We start from the raw sequence: 19,156 nt of genomic DNA on the forward strand, positions 1-19,156 counted from the left end.
ATGCCGGCATTTTGCGTTGGAGTCAGGGCGAATGCAGTGGGGGATTGGGATATTGGTAAAGGTCCACTCAATGTTCCTGAGAACACAGCGCAGGATTTAATTTCTGCCTTATATAACGCCGATATTGATGTTGCCCAGTCTTGGCGTATGCAGGCTGATCACGGTTTTACTCAACCATTGATGCTGCTTTGTCAAGATTTACAGCGCTATCCAACTATCCCAATATTTATTAACTGTGCAGCTAAACCGTTGCCGACATGTCGCCGCGCTGTTGCGCTAGGTCGTGCGGTTGGTCAATTCCTATTCACAACAGATCAGCGGGTATTGCTGCTAGGTTCTGGCGGCTTATCACATGATCCACCGATACCACAGATGGGACAGGTGCCGCCGGAAGTTGAAGAACGGCTAATTGCCGGAAGAGATCCGACAAAAGAAGCGCGTCAGAAACGGCAAAACCGAGTCATTGAGGTTGGAAAATCGTTGGCTCGTGGCGAAAATATCGTTACCCCGTTGAATCCGCAGTGGGATGACGAGTTATTGCGTATTTTTTGTAGTGGCGATCTTCAGCGTCTTGCTTCATTAACTGAGGAAGGGATTACTATTCAGGGTGGTAAGGGTGGACAGGAAATTCGTTGTTGGATTGCGGCTTTTGCAGCGCTTTCTGTTTATGGCGAATATAAAGCGCAGCGACATTATTACCAACCTATTAAGGAGTGGCTGGCAGGGATGGCAATGGTCAGTGCTCAACCTGTAACTCAGATAGGAGCGTAATATGCGGAATCAGACTTTTGTTATCGTTGGAGCAGGACAAGCGGGGGCGATGGCCGCCGCAACCTTAAGGCAGCAGCAGTTTGATGGCGATATTATTTTAATTGGTAAGGAATATCATGCGCCTTACGAACGGCCAATTTTATCGAAAGAGTATTTAATCAACCCAGAGGAAGCGCCGAAATATCTGTTCTCCGAAGATTTTTATCTGAAAAACCAGATAGATCTACGCATAGGCCAATCGGTCAGCCGGATTGTGCCATCAAAACATTGTGTTGTTTTAGAAAATGGCGGCGAGCTTAGGTATGACAAACTCCTGCTTGCTGTGGGGGCAAGAGCCAGACGATTTCCGCTCCTCGATCAACTGGGTGAAAATGTTTATACCCTGAGGACGTTGGATGATGCGCAACGTTTACGCCAGGCGGTGAAAAAAGACAAACGGATTTTGATTGTTGGTGGTGGTGTGATTGGCTTGGAACTGGCGGCAACCTCCTGTGAATTGGGAGCGAATGTTACGGTTATCGAACAGGCGGATAACATCATGGGGCGTTGTGCTCCACCGTTATTGCAAGATTATCTTCTGAATCGTCATCAGGAAAACGGGGTGCAATTCTTCCTTGATACCAATATTGTTTCCGCACAAAAGCAAGGGAGTGAATTAGTACTTATATTGAACACCGGAGAAAAGGTGATCGGAGATATTATTATTTATGGCATCGGCGCCGAATTTAGGGATCAGCTTGCCGCTGATGCTGGTTTGGTGACTAATGGCGGTATCGTCATTGACAGCCGTTGTCAGACTTCTGAACCGGATATTTTTGCTGCCGGGGATGTTTGCCTCCAGAGAGAACCACTAACAGGTGATCTCCAACGCCGTGAAACCTGGGAAAATGCTAACCGTCAGGCGACTATCGCCGCATATGCCATGATGGGGTTGGAGCCCCCGCAGCCAGGCGCTCCGTGGTTCTGGACCGATCAGTGGGGCATTAACATCCAGATGGTTGGCAACATGCAGGCTGAAGAGTGGCATGTTCAGGGTGATTTGCAATCAGATAAGGCCATTTTATTTGGTACAGAAAATGAAGTTTTAGTCGGTGCTGTCGCGATTAATCAGGGAAGAGAAATGCGCAATTTACGGAAATTACTTGCTAATTCAACAGTTGTTTCGGTGTAGTATTTGAATAGCTAGGTTTATAGTTATAAAGCATGACGGTATTTTATTAGCAATGAGTGATTTTATTATTGCGTTCGGTGACCATTTAATACGGTCACCGATAGTGGTTATGTTGAAACATTTAAATCTTACTATACTCAGTCAAAGCAACGCACTGAATCAGCTTACAAGTAAGGTTCTGATCACACATCCATTTTCTACTACTTTATTTTCTCAATAATCTTAGCATCAGGTAAAATGAAATATGAAGATGTGATTCCTAGTCTTCTGACTGACATTATATAACCGCACGAGTCCTCAACAAACCAATTAGCCCTGAAAAAAATAATCGTCGGACACTCTGTGAATCGGGCATAATCAGTACTCCAGTAGTTAATCGCAACCTCAATCGTGTCGCATTTCAGATTGTTGGTAACGTGAATAATACCCGTATTACAACTCCCTCACTATTTTAATCTGGTTTTATTAAGATTTAATTTACCAGGATGTTGATACGTACTAATAATATTCAGTATAGATGATAAGCCGCTATTTTGTCTGATGCTTTATCCGTTTTGAAGAATAGATTGTCAAATTAGTTGTTCAAAGTATTCATTAGATAGTGGAACTTAGAGATAAATAACATTTTTAAATAGTGCTACACCTTGTATAACGTATAACCCTATGTGTAGTAAGGATCGAAAACCATGTGTGTATCAGAATTATGAAATCTTATTTATGTATTATGAGTGTAATTTATCACCATTCATAAAATATTTAATTAAGAAAAGGGAATAAGAATTTACTCCGATTGTTTACTTAGTGATTACGTGTTTTTATACGGTATCTAGGGTAATAGCAACACTGAAATTTCATTGCTAATGAATTCTTAGAAAAATCACCTTAATTAAGGAGTTCTTAATTATGATAACACATAAATTAGCTATATTTATACTGTGTTTATCTCCTGTTGTATGCTTTTCACAGCCGGATGAATTACCACCGGGTTCATATAAGTTAAATATTAATACTGAGTTCAGACCTTCGGTACCTTATCCATCGATTCAGAATTATAATCAAGACTTAACACGGCAAGGTACGGGGCGTGAATTTACTGTTGGTGTGTCCCGACATCACATAATCCCATTTAATCGATTAAGGAGTTTCTATAATCGTGTTGTTGAAAATAACCGGCTACGTAATATAAATAGTTTTTTCACGGTATACTCAAATAATTTAGCATCTTATGCTAGTAGTGGTGGTGTTGACTGTAATCGATTAGGTAACGATCTTATTGATGCATCAAATTTAGCTTTGGCTCAAGGTAGTGGATGGATAAGAGGAGGTGGTGATAGATTTACTTCAGGTTTTGATACATTCGAGCAATTTTATGCGTGGTTACCGGGCAACCTTTTCATTGGGCCAAATGGAACGAGTCGCTCAGATGATCCAGATGAAGAATTTGAGAGTAACGCAGCAGTTGTTGTTGGTAATGAAAATTTCGAATTGCTTTCTAGGTTGAACAGAAATATGAGGAGATATGTAGAGGAAGATGATGGAAGTGTATTAAATGGAATTTCAGCAGATTTATCAAGACTAGCTCAAAGAAGGAGTGTTTACCCATTACAGGCACAAGATTGGGAATATGTGAATGGTAAATATAGATTAAAGAGAGGGGGTAAAGAAAGCCTCATAGGTGTAGATAATAGTTATGATGATTATCTGGAATCAGCGTGTGATGATTTACGTCCCACGTTCGATAAAATTAAAAGAAAGTACACCGTTGTAATAAGTAATTAAAGATAAGAGTTAACCAAATTTTGTAACTACCAAAAGGCCAATATTTAATAGGATAAAAAATGAAACGAATAAATCTACTTGTTATTACTTCTGCTATATCACTTTTACTATGTGCAAAATCTTTTGCTTCGGACGATCTAGAGTGTGGTACATATAGTTGGGATTATTTAAATAGTGGAACACTTACAGGGACACTTGTTAAGTTGATAGATAAAAAGGATTGGACAACTACAAATTATATAATACAAGTTGATAGCGGGAATCGATCCGGGAGTAGATATTGTGTCCGAGTTGGAGATGAAAAAGATGTAATACGAAATACAATTCTTTCTAGTGCATTTTTCCTAGGGTCAAGAGTAACTATATCACTTACTAAGGATCATACTATATCGGGGGTGGCAGTTCATAATTAGGAATAGTTAATATAAATTAAGGAGGGGGATTAAAGAAAGCTTCATAGGTACAATCTAAGAGTTAACCAAATTTTACAACTATCAAAAGCTAGTGCTTAATGGGATAAAAAATGAAACCAATAAATCTATTTGTTATTATTTCTGCTATATCACTTTTACTATGTTCAAAATCTTTTGCTTCGGACGATCTAGAATGTGGAAAAGTGTCTGTAGATAGCGGAACCCTTACAGGGAAATTAGTTAAGTTAATAAATAAAGATGGTTGGACAACTGTAAATTATACATTACAAACTGACAACGGAGAAGGGTATTGTATCCGCGATGAGACTCTAGATAATCCGATACGAAATAAAATTGTCTCTAATGCATTTTTTTTAGGATCAAGAGTAACTGTATCACTTGCTAAGTACCATACTATAACTGGGATAGCTATCCATTGATAGGTTAGATTGGTCCATATTTACCCTTAAGGATATCATTGCCTCTGAAAAAGATTACGGTTTTCAACCGTAATCTTTATTTTAATATTACAACGATGATTTATTAGTGTTTAATAACATAAAGATCTTTCGATGACATAAGCCCAAGTGGGCTGATATAATATCCACCAATATAAGGTTTTATTAATCTGGCGCTAACGTAGTAATAAATAGGAATTGACGGGACATCTCTTGTAAGAATATCTTGTGCTTGCTGGAAATATTCTATGTTGTTTGTTGCTTTGGCTTTACTTATCAGATCATCATAAATATCGTTATGATATAATGATGTATTATTAGAACTATTGGTGACATAATTATTTAAAAACGAAGCAGGATTATCGTAATCAGCTATCCATGCGTGTCTTACCAAATCAAAGTTACCTTGATGCATGGTGTCTAACATGGTTTTCCATTCTTGATTTTGTAAAACAGCATCCACGCCCAGATTTTTCTTCCACATTGAGGTGGCTGCAATAGCAATCCTTTTATGATCTTCTGATGTATTATAAAGAAGATTAAGTTTCAATGGGTTGTTTCTATTATAACCCGCTTCATTCAATAACTGCCGGGCTTTTTCAATTCTTTTTGCCAGAGTCCATGATGCATAATCCGGCTGTTTTAAGTTCATTCCTCCTGCGTTTGGTGGAGTATTATTATAGGCCGGCTTTTGGCCTTGCCCCAAGACTTTATTGGTTATGATGTTTTTATCTAAAGCCAGATTTAATGCCTGTCTGACTCTAATATCATTAAAAGGGGCTTTTTGGGTGTTAAATTCGTAATAGTAAACACCTAATTTAGGAGAAATATGGACCTGGCTGCCTAACTTAGTTTTTAAAGAGTTAAATAAAACCGATGGGATATTTTTTGTGATATCTATCTCTCCGGCCAAATAACGGTTTACCACCGCTGTTTCTGATGTGACGTTAAGATAGGTGACTTTATTAATCACGGTATGTTCATTGTCCCAATATTGTGGATTCCTGACGCCAATTATTTTCTCATTGACGATCCATTCAGAGAGTTTGAATGGACCACTACTGACAAACACATTCGGTTGGGTCCATTTTTCACCATATTTCTCAACCGCTTTTTGGCTGATAGGAACCATAACTGGATGTGCCAGCATATTTAAAAAATAGGATAGCGGTTGCTCTAATGTTACTTCTACCGTTAAATTATCCAATGCTTTTACACCTAATTCATCGGTTTTTTTCTTACCGGCAAGAATATCTTTGGCATTTACTATATACATGTTTTCAATATAACTGCCATACGGGGACGCCATTTGGGGATCAATTAAACGTCTCCAGCTAAAAACCACATCGTGAGCGGTAATAGGTGAACCATCAGACCATTTTATTCCTTCTCTTAGATGAAACACCCAAGTTTTATTATCGTTAGTTTCCCAACGGATAGCTAAATTAGGATTAAACTTACCATCATTTCCTATACTGATTAATCCACTGAAAAAGTCGTTTATAATATCAAACTCAACATCACTTTCAACTTTATGCACGTCAAGAGAAGCAGGTTCTGAGCCATTATGACGAACAATATTCTGGTTGGTTGCCAGTTGTGTACCGGGTGGAATAATTGCTGCATGAGCTAATGTCAAGCTTCCAAGCATAACTCCTGTGAATAAGGATATGTTTTTTATTGTTTTTTTCATCATGATTTCTCCAGTAATAACGCGTTTTTTCGGGTTAATGTTGCAAGTTGTAACGCCTGAAATCGAATCTAGGATAAATAATTAGGCTGAATGTGGAGCCAAAAGTAATTATAGCTAAATATGTATTATTTCATTCCAGATATCGGTGATTGATAATTTTATTTTTCTAATTACCCTGTTTAAAGAGTGATAAAAATAACCTGAATGACTTATTTTTATAAGAATTTATCTGAACATTGTTATTTTTTTATTAAAAAAATTTATTTAATAACAGTATTATTTGTTTCAGATATTAGTTGGTTTTTAACTTTGAAAATCGTGTTTTGTGAATTAACTCGCAATTTCTCAAAAGTGTGATTTCCTGCTACTGTCGGGTATCAACGAAGATTTATGTAGTGTAAGAGGTGAGTATGAATGTTGTAGATTAGCGGGTGTGTAAGATTTTGCGTTTCATGTATAAACACATAAACAAGGAAAATATATTATGAATAGTGCTCGTTGGAACGTTGCTGTCTCTGAGGCAGTACGGTCACACATTTTAGAACTGGCAGCAGAACAAATTAAAGTGGCTAACACTGATGTTAGTGAAATCGAGCTTGCTTCAATAGTTGATGAGGCTCTGGATTGGGCGCGTAAGCGCTGATGGCGGTTGTTCTTGATAATAGCACGCAGTACAGATGGGTAAGATTTGCATTGGTTAACGATTGTATGTATATTCTTTATACCATCAATCGTTAACTCGAGGTGCATTATGCAAACTGTGTATAGGAAAACCAAAGTCAATAATAACGCGACGGCACCTCATCATGAGTACGATGACGCTGATGTAGCGGCTGATCGCCTTGTGAATATCATTAAGGAACTGGCTGATGGTATTCGTAGTAAAGGTAAGGCTAATATCAAGCATCAGCTAGCGTTGCCGGATAATCAGTTTCTGATGAATATGTTGTTTTTGGCGATACCAGCACGAGCGCTTGCCGAACTGACGCCGGAAAAGAAGAGGTTACTCAATCGTGTGCGCAGCCGTGCGCGCTTTTTTGACAACGTGCGTGAAAACGGTGGTGTGTTAAATTCTGCCGAGGTAGCGAGTTTGCTAGGTGTCAGTAAAGTAACAGTTAAAAAGAAAAAGGATACCGGTAAATTACTGGCCTTGGAATACGATGGTGAGTTTATTTATCCGGCTTTTCAGTTCACCGATGATGAAAGTAAAGGCGAAAAAGGTGTGCTCAGGGGGGTGACGGAGATCTTGTTTCATCTTAATCACGTTAGCGGTGTGATGCAGTACGGATTTTTCGTGCAGAAACGTAATGTACTGGATCACCGTTTACCAGAAGGTCAAGAGTTCACGGTTATTGATTTGCTGAGAGAGGGTGTTTCGGATGATAAGCTTCAACAGATAATCCGTTTAGCCAAGTTGTTTGGCACTCAAGATGCTGCATAGAAATATAGAAGCATGGTAAAAAGAGAGGGAACGGGCACATACCGGCTCCCCCTTTTGTCATATTACGGGGATATCCAGGTCGTTCACCAAGATATCCTCGGCAATTTCTCCTTCATACGCAAATTCCCTAAGCACTTTGAGTTCCTCGGTGCGTATCGTGCCTTTACCCGAAGGATCGTCATGCCAGAGCACGATGCATGGCTCAAGCGTAACGTTGGACATGTAGGCAAGTCCATCCGCGTGCGGCGACAGCTTCGCCGCGAGTTGCTGCGTGATCCGGTAGTCTGTGCCGGTTAGCTGATGGGCGGTAATGTGCATTTTCGGCGCAAGCCGGGTAATGTCTACAATACGTAACTCTTTCTCTGTCACTAATGTCGCCATATGGTACCCATCCAGTTCCCGGTCTGTAATGGCTGGCAGACGTTGAAACACCTCCTTCATCGATGTTCTTGGCGAGTTGGCAAGATATAAATTACCAATTGTGCCGTTCGTTAACCCGTACCGGGTATGTCCTCCATCGCGGTTAAAGAATACGCCGCTGCCTCCGTGTTCACCCTCTTGTAGTCGGTAAAAAATTGTGCCGACTGAGATGATAATGATACTTTGCGTAATTTTATCGATGGTGAGGGTGGCTAACTGTTGCTTTGTCACTGAGTCAGGGCTTGCCTCTGATTTTGTTACCACTGAACACTCCTGTATTCTTGCCTGTTTCAGCCATATGTTGCCTCCGGTTTTATTACATTAACTGGACAGTAAAGATGCCCAATGCTGTGTATTCGTCCAGTTGTGTCAGTATATTACAAACCACAGGGCAGGGTATATGTTTTGATACAGAAAATGATTGAAAAATGTACCTCATTGTATGCTGTCAGTTAGCCGTGAGAATATGCGGTAGGACAATATTAATGTATTCATTATTGATGTGCTTATTCACGAGAATAATATGAAATATTTATTATATTATTTAATTTAATTGTACTTCTGGATTATTAATATAATAATTGAATTCATATGCTATGAAATGAAGATTGCGCAATAATTAAAGCTATTATTTTTATTTTATCTTTATACAATGATATGCTTTATTAAATAGAATAATAAGTTAATGATAAATAAACCCTCGGGGTTTATCATGATATTACAGCCGAATGTGATGTGAATAATTATTTTCTCATGGATATTTATCATCGGTTTTATTACCTGGGTAAAATAATCCATCAATTAGTTTTACATAATTCACAAATGGCGATTCAAATAAGCAGAAATATTGAAAATACTTATTTATGATTATGGTGATATATCTTCATTAGCCTACTTTTATAACTAGGAAAATTGACATTTTCAATCCATGTATGAATGGTAACCAATATGCAGAAAGCTCAAAGAGTTGTTATTACAGGTATGGGAGCGGTAACACCGATTGGTGAAGATGTTGAATCATGTTGGCAAAGTATTATTGAGAAACAACATCGATTTCACAGAATTGAATTTCCCGATTCATTCATTAATTCGCGTTTCTTTTCCTTCCTTGCACCAAACCCATCCCGTTATCAGTTATTACCAAAAAAGTTGACTCATACGCTTTCAGATTGCGGAAAAGCAGCATTGAAAGCAACTTATCAAGCTCTTACGCAAGCATTTGGTGTGAACATATCACCTGTTGAATATTACGATAAATACGAATGTGGAGTCATCCTTGGCAGTGGTTGGGGAGCTATCGATAATGCTGGAGATTATGCCTATCAATATAAGAAAGCTAAATTAGCTCATCCTATGAGTAATCTCATCACCATGCCAAGCGCCATGACGGCGGCATGTTCAATTATGTATGGGCTGCGTGGTTATCAGAATACTATGGCGGCCGCCTGCGCAACGGGCACAATGGCAATAGGTGATGCCTTTGAAATTATTCGCTCAGGACGTGCAAAATGTATGATTGCTGGAGCCTCTGAATCACTTACTCGGGAATGTAATATTTGGAGTATTGATGTACTGAATGCATTATCAAAAGAGCAAACGGACCCAAATCTCGCATGTTGTCCATTTAGCCTTGATCGCTCAGGGTTTGTATTGGCCGAAGGAGCGGCGGTGGTTTGTCTGGAAGATTATGATTCGGCCGTCGAGCGTGGTGCGACGATTCTGGCGGAAATTAAAGGTTACGCTCAATATTCAGATGCCACTAATTTAACTCGGCCAATAGAAGATATTGAACCTAAAATATTAGCGATAACCAAAGCCATTGAACAGGCACAGATTTCGCCGGAAGATATTGACTATATTAATGCTCATGGCACTTCTACACCGTTAAATGATCTTTATGAAACCCAGTCAATTAAAGCAGCGCTGGGGCAGCATGCTTATCAAGTCCCCATATCAAGTACAAAATCTTATACCGGTCATCTTATTGCTGCGGCCGGCAGCTTCGAAACTATTGTATGTGTAAAGGCATTAACTGAAAATTGCTTGCCGGCGACATTGAATTTGCATCGGGCCGATCCAGATTGTGACCTTAATTATTTACCTAATCAACATTGCTATACCGCTCAACCAGAAGTGGCGCTCAATATTAGTTCAGGTTTTGGGGGGCATAACGCTGCGTTGGTTATCTCTAAGGTAGGGTAACTGATATGTTGATTTTTGAAATAGAAGATATTGAACATTGGTCGAATTTCTCTGGGGATTTTAATCCTATCCATTATCCGGCGAAAAGCCAGTCTTTACACAATATGCAGCAGCATCCGGTTCAGGGGATGTTGAGTCTGCTATATGTGCGGCAACAGTTCTCTCAATTAACTTCAGCTTTTACAACGGGAATATTGAACATTGATGCGTCGTTCCGTCAACATGTTTATACCGCATTACCACATCAATTGAGAATTGATACTAAAAACAAAACGTTTAAATTGGAAAACCCTGGCAAAGAAAGCACGTTATTTGGCAATACCAGCGTAGAAAATACAGTGGAATCAATTGAAGATTGGATCGTTCAGGATAACTGTCAAAGGTTAACAATAACAGGGGAAGAAGTTTGTGAAAAGTATGCTGCCTTTAGATGCTATTTCCCAAGTGTTACTTCTGTTGGCTGGTTCCTGGATGGGCTTGCTTTTCATCTTGTCATTAATTCGACAAGATTTCTTAATTTTGAGCACTACCATTTTAATCAGTTACAGGATTACCTAAATCAATCTTATACTTTGCATACTGGGCAAGGGATTAAAATAAAGAAAATGGTTGTTAATAGTACACTATTATCATCTTCACCGGATATCTGTATTGAATTAAATCCACCATTAATAATTAAGAATGGCCCTAAAGACTATATTCGTATTTTTCATTATCGATGTTTATATGATAAAGAACCTATTTTCGTGTCAAAGGTTTCAATTGTCTCTAAAATGAAATAAAAGGAAAGCGAAATGCCAACACAAAATGATATTTTTACTAAGATAAAGAATAGAATATTAGTGATGAAGGATATCGAAGAGGAGGAAATAACACCAGAATCTTCTTTTGTTTCGCTTAAATTTGATAGCCTTGACTATGTGGAAATTCAGGTTTTTGTATTGGAGGTGTATGGCATTAGTATTAAAGCTGAGCTTTTTTCAAATCATTCTATTTTAACATTAAATGAACTTACGAATTATATAGAATCTAATTTATAAACTGAGATTTTAATTTTCATCATTATACCACCTCGTCGAGAGGTGGTCGTTTACTCTAACCCTATTTTTACTATTAACATTTAGAGGTTATAATGAACATTCTAGAAAAAGGTAAAATTGCTGCTTTATATTCAGCCTATACAGAGACAGAAGGTTCTTCGTGGGTTGGAAACCTATGCTGTTTCTCAATTGATCGAGAGCATTTGCCTATTGTCGTGAATGGGCGTCGTTTCTTGATTGAATTTGTTATTCCAGACCATTTACTTGATAAAACGGTTAAACCCAGAATATTCGATTTGGATATCAATAAACAATTTATACTGCGTCGTGACTATCGTGAGATAAATATTTACCTTTTAGGTAAAGGAAATTTTATGGATAGAACGACGACAGACAGAAAATTGTTCGAATTAAATGAAGATGGAACACTGTTTATTAAGACATTGCGCCATGCTCTTGGTAAATATGTTTCTATTAATCCTTCGACCACACAATTTATCTTTTTTGCACAAGGAAAATACAGTGAGTTTATCATGAATGCCTTGAGGGACTTTGAAGATGAATTGTCAAAACGCTATCGCGTCAGAATTATTCCTGAGTTGCAAGGGCCATATTATGGCTTTGAACTTGATATTATTTCTATTACAGCTTAATTCACAAGATTGGAGGATATTATGGCAAAGAAAATCACAACATTTACTATTGAGAAAACTGATAACCGTTTTTATGCTAATGGACGTCATCAATCTATGGTGAAGATTTCTGTACTCAAACAGGAATATAAGAACAATAATTGGGTAAAGGTAGCGCTGAGTGATGCTGAAAAAAGATCGATTCAGGTGGCGGCATTAAGTGATAGTCTGAGCTATGATCAATTAAGAATGCCGTCAGGATGGAAAACAACAGATGTTCGAGATAAATATGACTTCGGATTATTGAATAGTACTTATAATGCTGTCTTTGATGAACCGATTACAAGTTATGCTGGAGATTGCGGTACAAGCGAAAATCATCAACAGAGTTTGGATGTTAAGAGTGTGCCTGAAATTATCTATCGTTATGTAAGTAGCAGTAAAACAGGAATAGAACAGTTGATGGCAAAAATGACATTCGAAGATACAGTGGGGAAACGCACACTAACAACTAATATGTCAGTTGGTGATGATGTTTTTGACAGTAAGATTTCATTAGAAGCTATTGCACCTTATGAAATTAATGCCAATCAGTTGCATGAGGAGATAGATATATTATTCGATGAGGAAGAAAATCCTACAAAATCGGATACCCATCACCAGACAATTAATCTTTACAAATGGACGCTACCCTATCGTTTGAGGGTTTTTGACGGTAATGACAGGACTGTTAATAGAGTATATGAGCTTGGTAAAGACTCATCAGATAATAGGTTTCTGACAAGAGGAAGGGTATTTAAACGAGGAAGTTCAAGGGTAAATGCTCGTGATAATATGCAGGGTGGATGTATTATGAACTATGATTATACTGTGACTGTTCCAGACACTCAGCTTGCGGCTGAAGTACTCCATGTTACAGGATGTTCATGGACAAGTGACTATTTTAATGGACACCATGATATCACTATTATTGATAATTACGGTTGTCAACATAAATTTAGGATATCACCTAATGATGAAGGACGTGAACTGAGAATAACGCGAATATAAGTTAAATTCCTTCCTTTACCTACTATTGCTGGTAATCAATTATACGTTTACCAGCAATTTGATAAATATTATTGAAATATATCTCTTATTGCATGAGAATGAGTTGATAATAATATTTAACCTAAAATAATGGAAATTTAAAATGAAAGTTAACGATATATATTCCAATGCTTTTAATTTTGGATCTTATATTAATACCGGTGTCGATCCCAGAACGGGTCAGTATAGCGCAAATATCAATATTATCACGTTAAGACCAAATAATGTCGGTAATGTTGAGCAGGTTCTTAATCTATCATTCTCGCCATTAACAACGTTAAATAATGGGTTTGGGATTGGATGGCGATTTTCATTAACAACATTGGATGTAAAAACACTCACATTTAGCCGGGCAAATGGAGAGCAATTTAAATGTAAACCATTGCCACCTAATAATAATGATATTAGCTTTAAAGATAAAAAATTAAAAGATTTACGTGTATATAAACTCGATAGCAATACCTTCTATGTTTATAACAAAAATGGCATTATAGAAACACTGAAACGAATTGGATCGAGTGACATTGCAAAAACGGTGGCACTTGAATTTCCTGATGGTGAAGCATTTGATTTAATTTATAATTCAAGATTTGCATTATCCGAAATAAAATACCGTGTGACGGGTAAAACTTATCTTAAACTCAATTACTCTGGAAATAATTGTACATCAGTCGAATACCCTGATGATAATAATATTTCTGCGAAAATCTCATTCGATTATCGCAATGATTACCTCATTACAGTGACTGTACCTTATGATGCTTCTGGTCCTATTGATTCTGCCAGATTTAAGATGACCTATCAGACATTAAAAGGAATATTTCCGGTTATTAGTGCTTTTCGTACACCAACAGGTTATGTTGAACTGGTGAGTTATAAAGAGAATGGGCATAAAGTAACGGACTCGGAGTCTATTCCTTATGCTGCTGCATTGATTATTCAACCGGGTAATGGGCAACCCGCGATCAGCAAATCCTATGAATATAGTTCAGTACATAATTTCTTGGGCTATTCTTCTGGTCGGACAAGCTTTGATTCTAGCCAGGATAATTTGTATCTGGTCACAGGGAAATATACCTATTCATCCATTGAACGGGTTTTAGATGGTCAAAATGTCATTTCAGTAACAGAAAGAGTGTTTAATAAATTCCATTTAATGACCAAAGAAGCGAGAACACAAGATAATAAGAGAATTACAACAGAAATTACTTATAATGAAGATCCGTCAAAAAGTTTCTCCGAGCAACCAGAAAATTTACAACAACCATCTCGGGTATTAACGCGTTATACAGACTTACAGACCAATACTTCACGAGAAGAGACCGTTAATATTAAAAGCGATGATTGGGGAAATACGCTACTTATTACTGAGACCAGTGGGATACAGAAAGAATACGTTTATTATCCGGTGAATGGTGAAGGGAATAATTGTCCTGCCGATCCATTAGGTTTTTCCCGATTTTTGAAATCAGCTACGCAAAAAGGATCGCCTGATGCTGCTCAAAGTGTCGCGAATAGGGTGACTAATTACACATATCAGAAATTGCCTACGTTTACAGGTGCTTATATAAAGGAATATGTCAGCAAAGCTTCAGAAACCACAGATAATAAAATAGTGAGAACCTTTAGCTATGTTAATTCACCGACAAACAAATCTCATGGATCGTTAGCGAAAATAGCGTCGGTAATGAATAACCAACAAACGGTCACAACATTTAAATATGAATATTCAGACAGTGAGATGACCACGAACTCTACAGTGACGGGGTTTGATGGTGCGCATATGGAATCGAAAAATGTGACCTCTATTTATACACATCGGCAGCTTCGTAAAGTTGATGTGAACCGTGTGATTACAGATCAGTCTTATGATCTTTTGGGTCGAATTACAGGTCAAATTATTGACCCTGGCACGACAAAAGAAATTAAACGCAGTTATGTTTATCAATATCCCGGTGGTGACGAAAATGATTTTTGGCCGGTGATGATAGAAATTGATTCCCAAGGTATCAGGCGTAAAACCCATTACGATGGACTGGGGCGTATTTGTTCGATTGAAGAACAAGATGATGATGGTACTTGGGGAACATCGGGAATTTATCAAGGCACATATCGCAAAGTGCTTGCCAGACAATATGATGTTTTGGGGCAATTGATTAAAGAAATTTCAAATGATTGGTTATGGGATTTATCTGCTAATCCTTTGACTCGTCTGACGACTCCTTTGGTTACAACGAAAACCTATCAATATGATGGTTGGGGAAATCGTTACAGCACTGAATACAGCGATGGTCGGATAGAACTGGAAATCCATGACCCGATTACGAGGACAATTATTCAAGGGGTCAAAGGGTTGGGGATGTTAAATATTCAGCAAAATAGCTTTGAGCAACCTGCTTCAATTAAAGTTGTGTATCCTGATGGCGCGATATATAGCACTCGTACTTATCGTTATGATGGATTTGGTCGTACGGTGACTGAAACAGATGCAGAAGGTTACGTTACCCAAATTGAGTACGATGTATTTGATCGCATAGTGAAAAAAACGTTGCCAGACAGAACAATATTAGAATCCGCTTATGCAAGCTTTAGCCATGAAGAATTAATTTCCGCACTGAATGTGAATGGAACACAATTAGGCTCGTTAGTTTATGATGGTCTTGGGCGAGTCACCAACGATACGGTGGGTGGTCGCAAAACGGAATATTTATATGGGCCTCAAGGTGATAAACCTATTCAGTCTGTCACTCCTGCGCATAATAAACAAAACATCGATTATCTTTATTCTCTCGGTAGTGTGATGTCCAAATTTACCACAGAGACAAGCCAGCAAAACTTTCGTTATTATCCCAAAACGGGGGCGTTATTATCTGCGTCAGAGGGAGTATCCCAGAGTAATTACAGTTATTTCCCATCGGGTGTATTACAGCACGAATCGTTTTCTCGGGATAATAAACCCGTTTCATCGGGCGATTACCGTTATACGATGTCCGGCTTGATTCAGCGTCATAGAGATAGTTTTGCTCATGATCATGTTTATAGTTATGACGGACAAGGAAAATTAGTTAAAACAGAACAGGGTTCACAATACGCTACATTTGAATATGACAATGTTGGACGGTTGATAACAACGACGACAAAAGACGCAACATCATTATCCCAATTAGTTACAAAAATCGAATACGATGTTTTTGATCGAGAAATAAAACGCTCGCTAATTAGCGACTTCTCAATACAAGTAATGACTTTAAGCTACACAAAGAATAATCAAATCAGTCAACGCATCACCTCCGTCGATGGGGTGGTTATGAAAAATGAACGTTATCAATATGATAGTAATCAACGCTTAAGCCAGTATCAATGCGAAGGGGAACAATCTCCGGTTGATCATACCGGGCGTGTGTTAAATCAACAGATTTATCATTATGACCAATGGGGAAATATTAAACGGATTGATAATACATATCGAGATGGTAAGGAAACAGTGGACTATCATTTCAGTCAAACTGATCCAACTCAACTTATTCGTATTACCAGCGACAAACAGCAAATAGAGTTAAGTTATGATGCCAACGGTAATCTGACGCGCGACGAAAAAGGGCAGACGCTTATTTACGATCAAAATAATCGCTTGGTACAGGTCAAAGACAGTAAGGGTAATCTGGTATGCCAATATCAGTATGATGCGTTGAACAAATTAACCGCCCAAGTTTTAACAAATGGTACGATTAATCGTCAGCATTATGCATCAGGTAAAGTGACGAATGTTCAATTGGGTAATGAAACTATTACCTGGTTGAACAGTGATAAGCAACGGCTTGGTCATCAGAGTACCAAGAACGGCCAGTCCGTCTACTATCAATATGGCACTGACCATAATAGTACGGTTGTAGCCAGCCAAAACGAAAACGAGTTGATGGCTTTGTCCTACACCCCTTATGGTTTTAGGAGTTTAATTTCTTCATTACCGGGTTTGAATGGCGCGCAGATCGATCCAGTGACAGGATGGTATTTCTTAGGTAACGGATATCGTGTTTTCAACCCAGTTCTCATGAGGTTTCATAGCCCGGATAGCTGGAGTCCTTTTGGCCGGGGAGGGGTTAATCCCTACACTTATTGCCAAGGTGATCCTATAAACCGGATTGATCTGAATGGTCATCTTAGTGCCGGCGGGATATTAGGCATTGTGCTAGGGGCAATTGGTATCATTGTGGGCATTGTGTCATTGGGGGCTGGCGCGGCAATTAGTGCAGGTTTAATTGCCGCAGGGGGCGCTCTGGGGGCGATTGCTTCTACCAGTACACTTGCAGTTACTGCGACCGTCATTGGATTGGCGGCTGATTCGATAGGGATTGCGTCAGCGGCATTATCGGAAAAAGATCCGAAAACAGCCGGAATATTAAATTGGGTTAGTGCGGGGTTGGGGATTTTAAGCTTTGGCATCAGCGCAATAACCTTTACCTCTTCGCTGGTAAAATCGGCAAGGAGTGGTTCCCAAGCGGTCAGCACGGGTGTTATCGGGTCAGTACCGATTGAATTTGGTGAAATTGCCAGTCGTTCTAGCAGACGCTGGGATATTGCTTTATCCACGGTGTCATTGAGTGCGAATGCTGTGGCGCTCTCTACCGGAATAGCAGCTTCCGCTGTGGCGGATAGTAATGCGAATGCGGCGAATATCTTGGGATGGGTCTCTGTGGGTTTTGGCGCTGTGTCAACAACCTCGGGGCTAATCAACCTTGCACGTACTGCTTATGCAGTGAATCATCATACTTGGGAACTCAGTTCGTCGGCAGGCACTTCTGAAGGAAGCGAAGCCTATACTTTATCTCGTTTTACGCAATTGGAGCCGGAAGCGGTAAATGTTCACCCATCTATTCGAGCCGTTGAAGTGAATCAAGCATTTCGAAATAGTACCGGAAATCTATTTAGCCAATCGTCTGTTGAAACCCGTAATGTGTTGCGAGGCCGTTTGACCATATAAAGATTCTGCGGGCTGAACGAAATAATAACCAAGGGGCGACATGGATGTCGCCTTTTATGAGAAGTCGAAAATTGAATTTAAAACTATTTTGCAAGAAGTTATATGATGATGATTTTTTTATTTTGCGATACCTAAAAACAAAGCTAAACATCGATCCACTTGTTGCATCGTCGCGTAATCGAGTTTACCAAATACTGCGCCAGCTTTTTCTTTAGGGAGAGTCATGGTTTTATCAATCATGACCTGTGACGGTTTTTCAAGATTTGTTTCAGGAAGAGGCTCGATCATCACCCGGAAAAGTGGTGCATCAATTAATGTTGAGGTCACGGGCAAAATAGTAACACTGGGATGTTCATCAAAGTTGTCAGATTGGATAACCAGTGCAGGGCGGGGCTTACCATAAGCCCCTTGTAGAGCAACTGTTATCAAGTCTCCCCGTTTCACTCCCAGTCTCCTGAATCAGCTAGTTCATTTATCGCATTTTCTAATAGTGTATCCGTTTCTTTGTCCTGTGCTGTCATAGCTAGACGGCTTTGACGCCGACACTCCTCTCTAAAATGAGGAAGGCGTGTATCAGGCACCCATATTTGAACGGGCCTTAATCCTGACATCCTGAGCTGTTGTCTGTGTTTTCTGACACGATCTGCAACCTTATTCATACTTCACCCTCGTGACATGTAACGATGTCTATAATATAACCAAAAAAACGTTACATGCAACACGTTAGTAAAAATTGTTGTAAATTTTCTCTCAATGTAGGCAGAGATATCGAGTTAAAATCCCAAAAAGTTTTTAAGGTATTAATCCGGTGTATTCTCGTTTCTCGATTTCCTGTTTATTCCCACATGGGGATAATCTTCTTGTATATTATTTTAATATGGATATCAGTGTTGACAATAATTTTTCAATAGGTGAATATTTTGCACTTACCCTAAATAAATTTCGATATTTTACTATTTTCTTAATCATCTTGTTATTTTCTTAGCAATGTGATGAATATGAAGTGATTTTAACCGTGGAATATTAGCGGTAATCAGATTATGGCATTATACTGTGAAAAAGAGAT

The 19,156-nt window shown here is 38.7% G+C and carries 16 protein-coding genes; 12 read left to right on the forward strand and 4 right to left on the reverse strand.

Annotated elements, in window-relative coordinates:
* The 4 genes from C6H66_RS09400 (at window position 1) to C6H66_RS09420 (ending at window position 4,574) form a co-directional block, all read left to right on the forward strand.
* The gene (locus C6H66_RS09400) at window positions 1–771 is read left to right on the forward strand and encodes a 3-carboxyethylcatechol 2,3-dioxygenase (protein WP_282183118.1); all 771 of its coding nucleotides are present in this window, start codon (window positions 1–3) and stop codon (window positions 769–771) included.
* A gap of 1 nt (window position 772) precedes the next feature.
* Window positions 773–1,942 carry a phenylpropionate dioxygenase ferredoxin reductase subunit gene (gene hcaD, locus C6H66_RS09405; RefSeq protein ID WP_046394604.1) on the forward strand — a complete coding sequence of 390 codons (1,170 nt, stop codon included), beginning with the start codon at window positions 773–775 and terminating at the stop codon, window positions 1,940–1,942.
* A gap of 903 nt (window positions 1,943–2,845) precedes the next feature.
* Window positions 2,846–3,721: a hypothetical protein gene (locus C6H66_RS09410; RefSeq protein ID WP_105395419.1), complete on the forward strand. Its 876-nt coding sequence runs from the start codon at window positions 2,846–2,848 to the stop codon at window positions 3,719–3,721.
* Window positions 3,722–4,244: 523 nt separating this feature from the next.
* Entirely contained in the window at window positions 4,245–4,574 is a 330-nt protein-coding gene (locus tag C6H66_RS09420; protein ID WP_040150573.1) for a hypothetical protein, read from the forward strand.
* A 103-nt stretch (window positions 4,575–4,677) separates the two neighbouring features.
* On the opposite strand, the gene C6H66_RS09425 is transcribed toward C6H66_RS09420, so the two are convergent.
* On the reverse strand, window positions 4,678–6,288 hold the full coding sequence (locus C6H66_RS09425) for an ABC transporter substrate-binding protein (protein WP_105395421.1): 1,611 nt from the start codon (window positions 6,286–6,288) through the stop codon (window positions 4,678–4,680).
* A gap of 481 nt (window positions 6,289–6,769) precedes the next feature.
* On the opposite strand from C6H66_RS09425, the gene C6H66_RS09430 reads away from it, so the two are divergent.
* Window positions 6,770–6,928 carry a ribbon-helix-helix domain-containing protein gene (locus C6H66_RS09430; protein WP_072165116.1) on the forward strand — a complete coding sequence of 53 codons (159 nt, stop codon included), beginning with the start codon at window positions 6,770–6,772 and terminating at the stop codon, window positions 6,926–6,928.
* Between the two features lie 108 nt (window positions 6,929–7,036).
* The gene (locus C6H66_RS09435; RefSeq protein ID WP_248000642.1) at window positions 7,037–7,726 is read left to right on the forward strand and encodes a hypothetical protein; all 690 of its coding nucleotides are present in this window, start codon (window positions 7,037–7,039) and stop codon (window positions 7,724–7,726) included.
* A 57-nt stretch (window positions 7,727–7,783) separates the two neighbouring features.
* On the opposite strand, the gene C6H66_RS09440 is transcribed toward C6H66_RS09435, so the two are convergent.
* Entirely contained in the window at window positions 7,784–8,410 is a 627-nt protein-coding gene (locus C6H66_RS09440) for an RES family NAD+ phosphorylase (RefSeq protein ID WP_105395423.1), read from the reverse strand.
* Window positions 8,411–9,094: 684 nt separating this feature from the next.
* On the opposite strand from C6H66_RS09440, the gene C6H66_RS09445 reads away from it, so the two are divergent.
* The 6 genes from C6H66_RS09445 (at window position 9,095) to C6H66_RS09470 (ending at window position 18,090) form a co-directional block, all read left to right on the forward strand.
* Window positions 9,095–10,348: a beta-ketoacyl-[acyl-carrier-protein] synthase family protein gene (locus C6H66_RS09445; RefSeq protein WP_248000643.1), complete on the forward strand. Its 1,254-nt coding sequence runs from the start codon at window positions 9,095–9,097 to the stop codon at window positions 10,346–10,348.
* Window positions 10,349–10,353: 5 nt separating this feature from the next.
* Entirely contained in the window at window positions 10,354–11,130 is a 777-nt protein-coding gene (locus C6H66_RS09450) for a hypothetical protein (RefSeq protein ID WP_105395425.1), read from the forward strand.
* 12 nt (window positions 11,131–11,142) lie between these two features.
* Window positions 11,143–11,388, forward strand: coding sequence for an acyl carrier protein (locus tag C6H66_RS09455; RefSeq protein WP_046394610.1), 246 nt, complete (start codon window positions 11,143–11,145; stop codon window positions 11,386–11,388).
* Between the two features lie 92 nt (window positions 11,389–11,480).
* Window positions 11,481–12,041: a hypothetical protein gene (locus C6H66_RS09460; RefSeq protein ID WP_105395426.1), complete on the forward strand. Its 561-nt coding sequence runs from the start codon at window positions 11,481–11,483 to the stop codon at window positions 12,039–12,041.
* A gap of 21 nt (window positions 12,042–12,062) precedes the next feature.
* A complete protein-coding gene (locus C6H66_RS09465) occupies window positions 12,063–13,070 on the forward strand; it encodes a hypothetical protein (RefSeq protein ID WP_105395427.1) in 1,008 nt (335 codons plus the stop codon).
* Window positions 13,071–13,212: 142 nt separating this feature from the next.
* Window positions 13,213–18,090, forward strand: a complete 4,878-nt coding sequence (locus C6H66_RS09470) for an RHS repeat domain-containing protein (protein WP_105395428.1) — start codon at window positions 13,213–13,215, stop codon at window positions 18,088–18,090.
* A gap of 117 nt (window positions 18,091–18,207) precedes the next feature.
* Here C6H66_RS09470 and C6H66_RS09475 read toward each other — a convergent pair whose 3' ends face one another.
* On the reverse strand, window positions 18,208–18,534 hold the full coding sequence (locus C6H66_RS09475) for a type II toxin-antitoxin system PemK/MazF family toxin (RefSeq protein WP_046394614.1): 327 nt from the start codon (window positions 18,532–18,534) through the stop codon (window positions 18,208–18,210).
* Window positions 18,531–18,749 (reverse strand): antitoxin MazE family protein, encoded by a 219-nt coding sequence (locus C6H66_RS09480; protein WP_105395429.1) that lies wholly within the window; start codon window positions 18,747–18,749, stop codon window positions 18,531–18,533. The genes C6H66_RS09475 and C6H66_RS09480 overlap by 4 nt, the downstream gene beginning before the upstream one ends.
* Window positions 18,750–19,156 lie beyond the last annotated feature (407 nt).

The sequence above is a fragment of the Photorhabdus hindustanensis genome, assembly GCF_002968995.1.
GTDB lineage: Bacteria > Pseudomonadota > Gammaproteobacteria > Enterobacterales > Enterobacteriaceae > Photorhabdus > Photorhabdus akhurstii.

Excerpts from the sequence above, each read along its gene's own strand:
- C6H66_RS09445 (WP_248000643.1), top strand. The coding sequence starts at position 9,095 with ATGCAGAAAGCTCAAAGAGTTGTTATTACAGGTATGGGAGCGGTAACA.
- C6H66_RS09420 (WP_040150573.1), top strand. The coding sequence starts at position 4,245 with ATGAAACCAATAAATCTATTTGTTATTATTTCTGCTATATCACTTTTA.
- C6H66_RS09460 (WP_105395426.1), top strand. The coding sequence starts at position 11,481 with ATGAACATTCTAGAAAAAGGTAAAATTGCTGCTTTATATTCAGCCTAT.
- C6H66_RS09455 (WP_046394610.1), top strand. The coding sequence starts at position 11,143 with ATGCCAACACAAAATGATATTTTTACTAAGATAAAGAATAGAATATTA.
- C6H66_RS09470 (WP_105395428.1), top strand. The coding sequence starts at position 13,213 with ATGAAAGTTAACGATATATATTCCAATGCTTTTAATTTTGGATCTTAT.
- hcaD (WP_046394604.1), top strand. The coding sequence starts at position 773 with ATGCGGAATCAGACTTTTGTTATCGTTGGAGCAGGACAAGCGGGGGCG.
- C6H66_RS09425 (WP_105395421.1), bottom strand. The coding sequence starts at position 6,288 with ATGATGAAAAAAACAATAAAAAACATATCCTTATTCACAGGAGTTATG.
- C6H66_RS09410 (WP_105395419.1), top strand. The coding sequence starts at position 2,846 with ATGATAACACATAAATTAGCTATATTTATACTGTGTTTATCTCCTGTT.
- C6H66_RS09480 (WP_105395429.1), bottom strand. The coding sequence starts at position 18,749 with ATGAATAAGGTTGCAGATCGTGTCAGAAAACACAGACAACAGCTCAGG.
- C6H66_RS09450 (WP_105395425.1), top strand. The coding sequence starts at position 10,354 with ATGTTGATTTTTGAAATAGAAGATATTGAACATTGGTCGAATTTCTCT.
- C6H66_RS09465 (WP_105395427.1), top strand. The coding sequence starts at position 12,063 with ATGGCAAAGAAAATCACAACATTTACTATTGAGAAAACTGATAACCGT.
- C6H66_RS09435 (WP_248000642.1), top strand. The coding sequence starts at position 7,037 with ATGCAAACTGTGTATAGGAAAACCAAAGTCAATAATAACGCGACGGCA.
- C6H66_RS09430 (WP_072165116.1), top strand. The coding sequence starts at position 6,770 with ATGAATAGTGCTCGTTGGAACGTTGCTGTCTCTGAGGCAGTACGGTCA.
- C6H66_RS09400 (WP_282183118.1), top strand. The coding sequence starts at position 1 with ATGCCGGCATTTTGCGTTGGAGTCAGGGCGAATGCAGTGGGGGATTGG.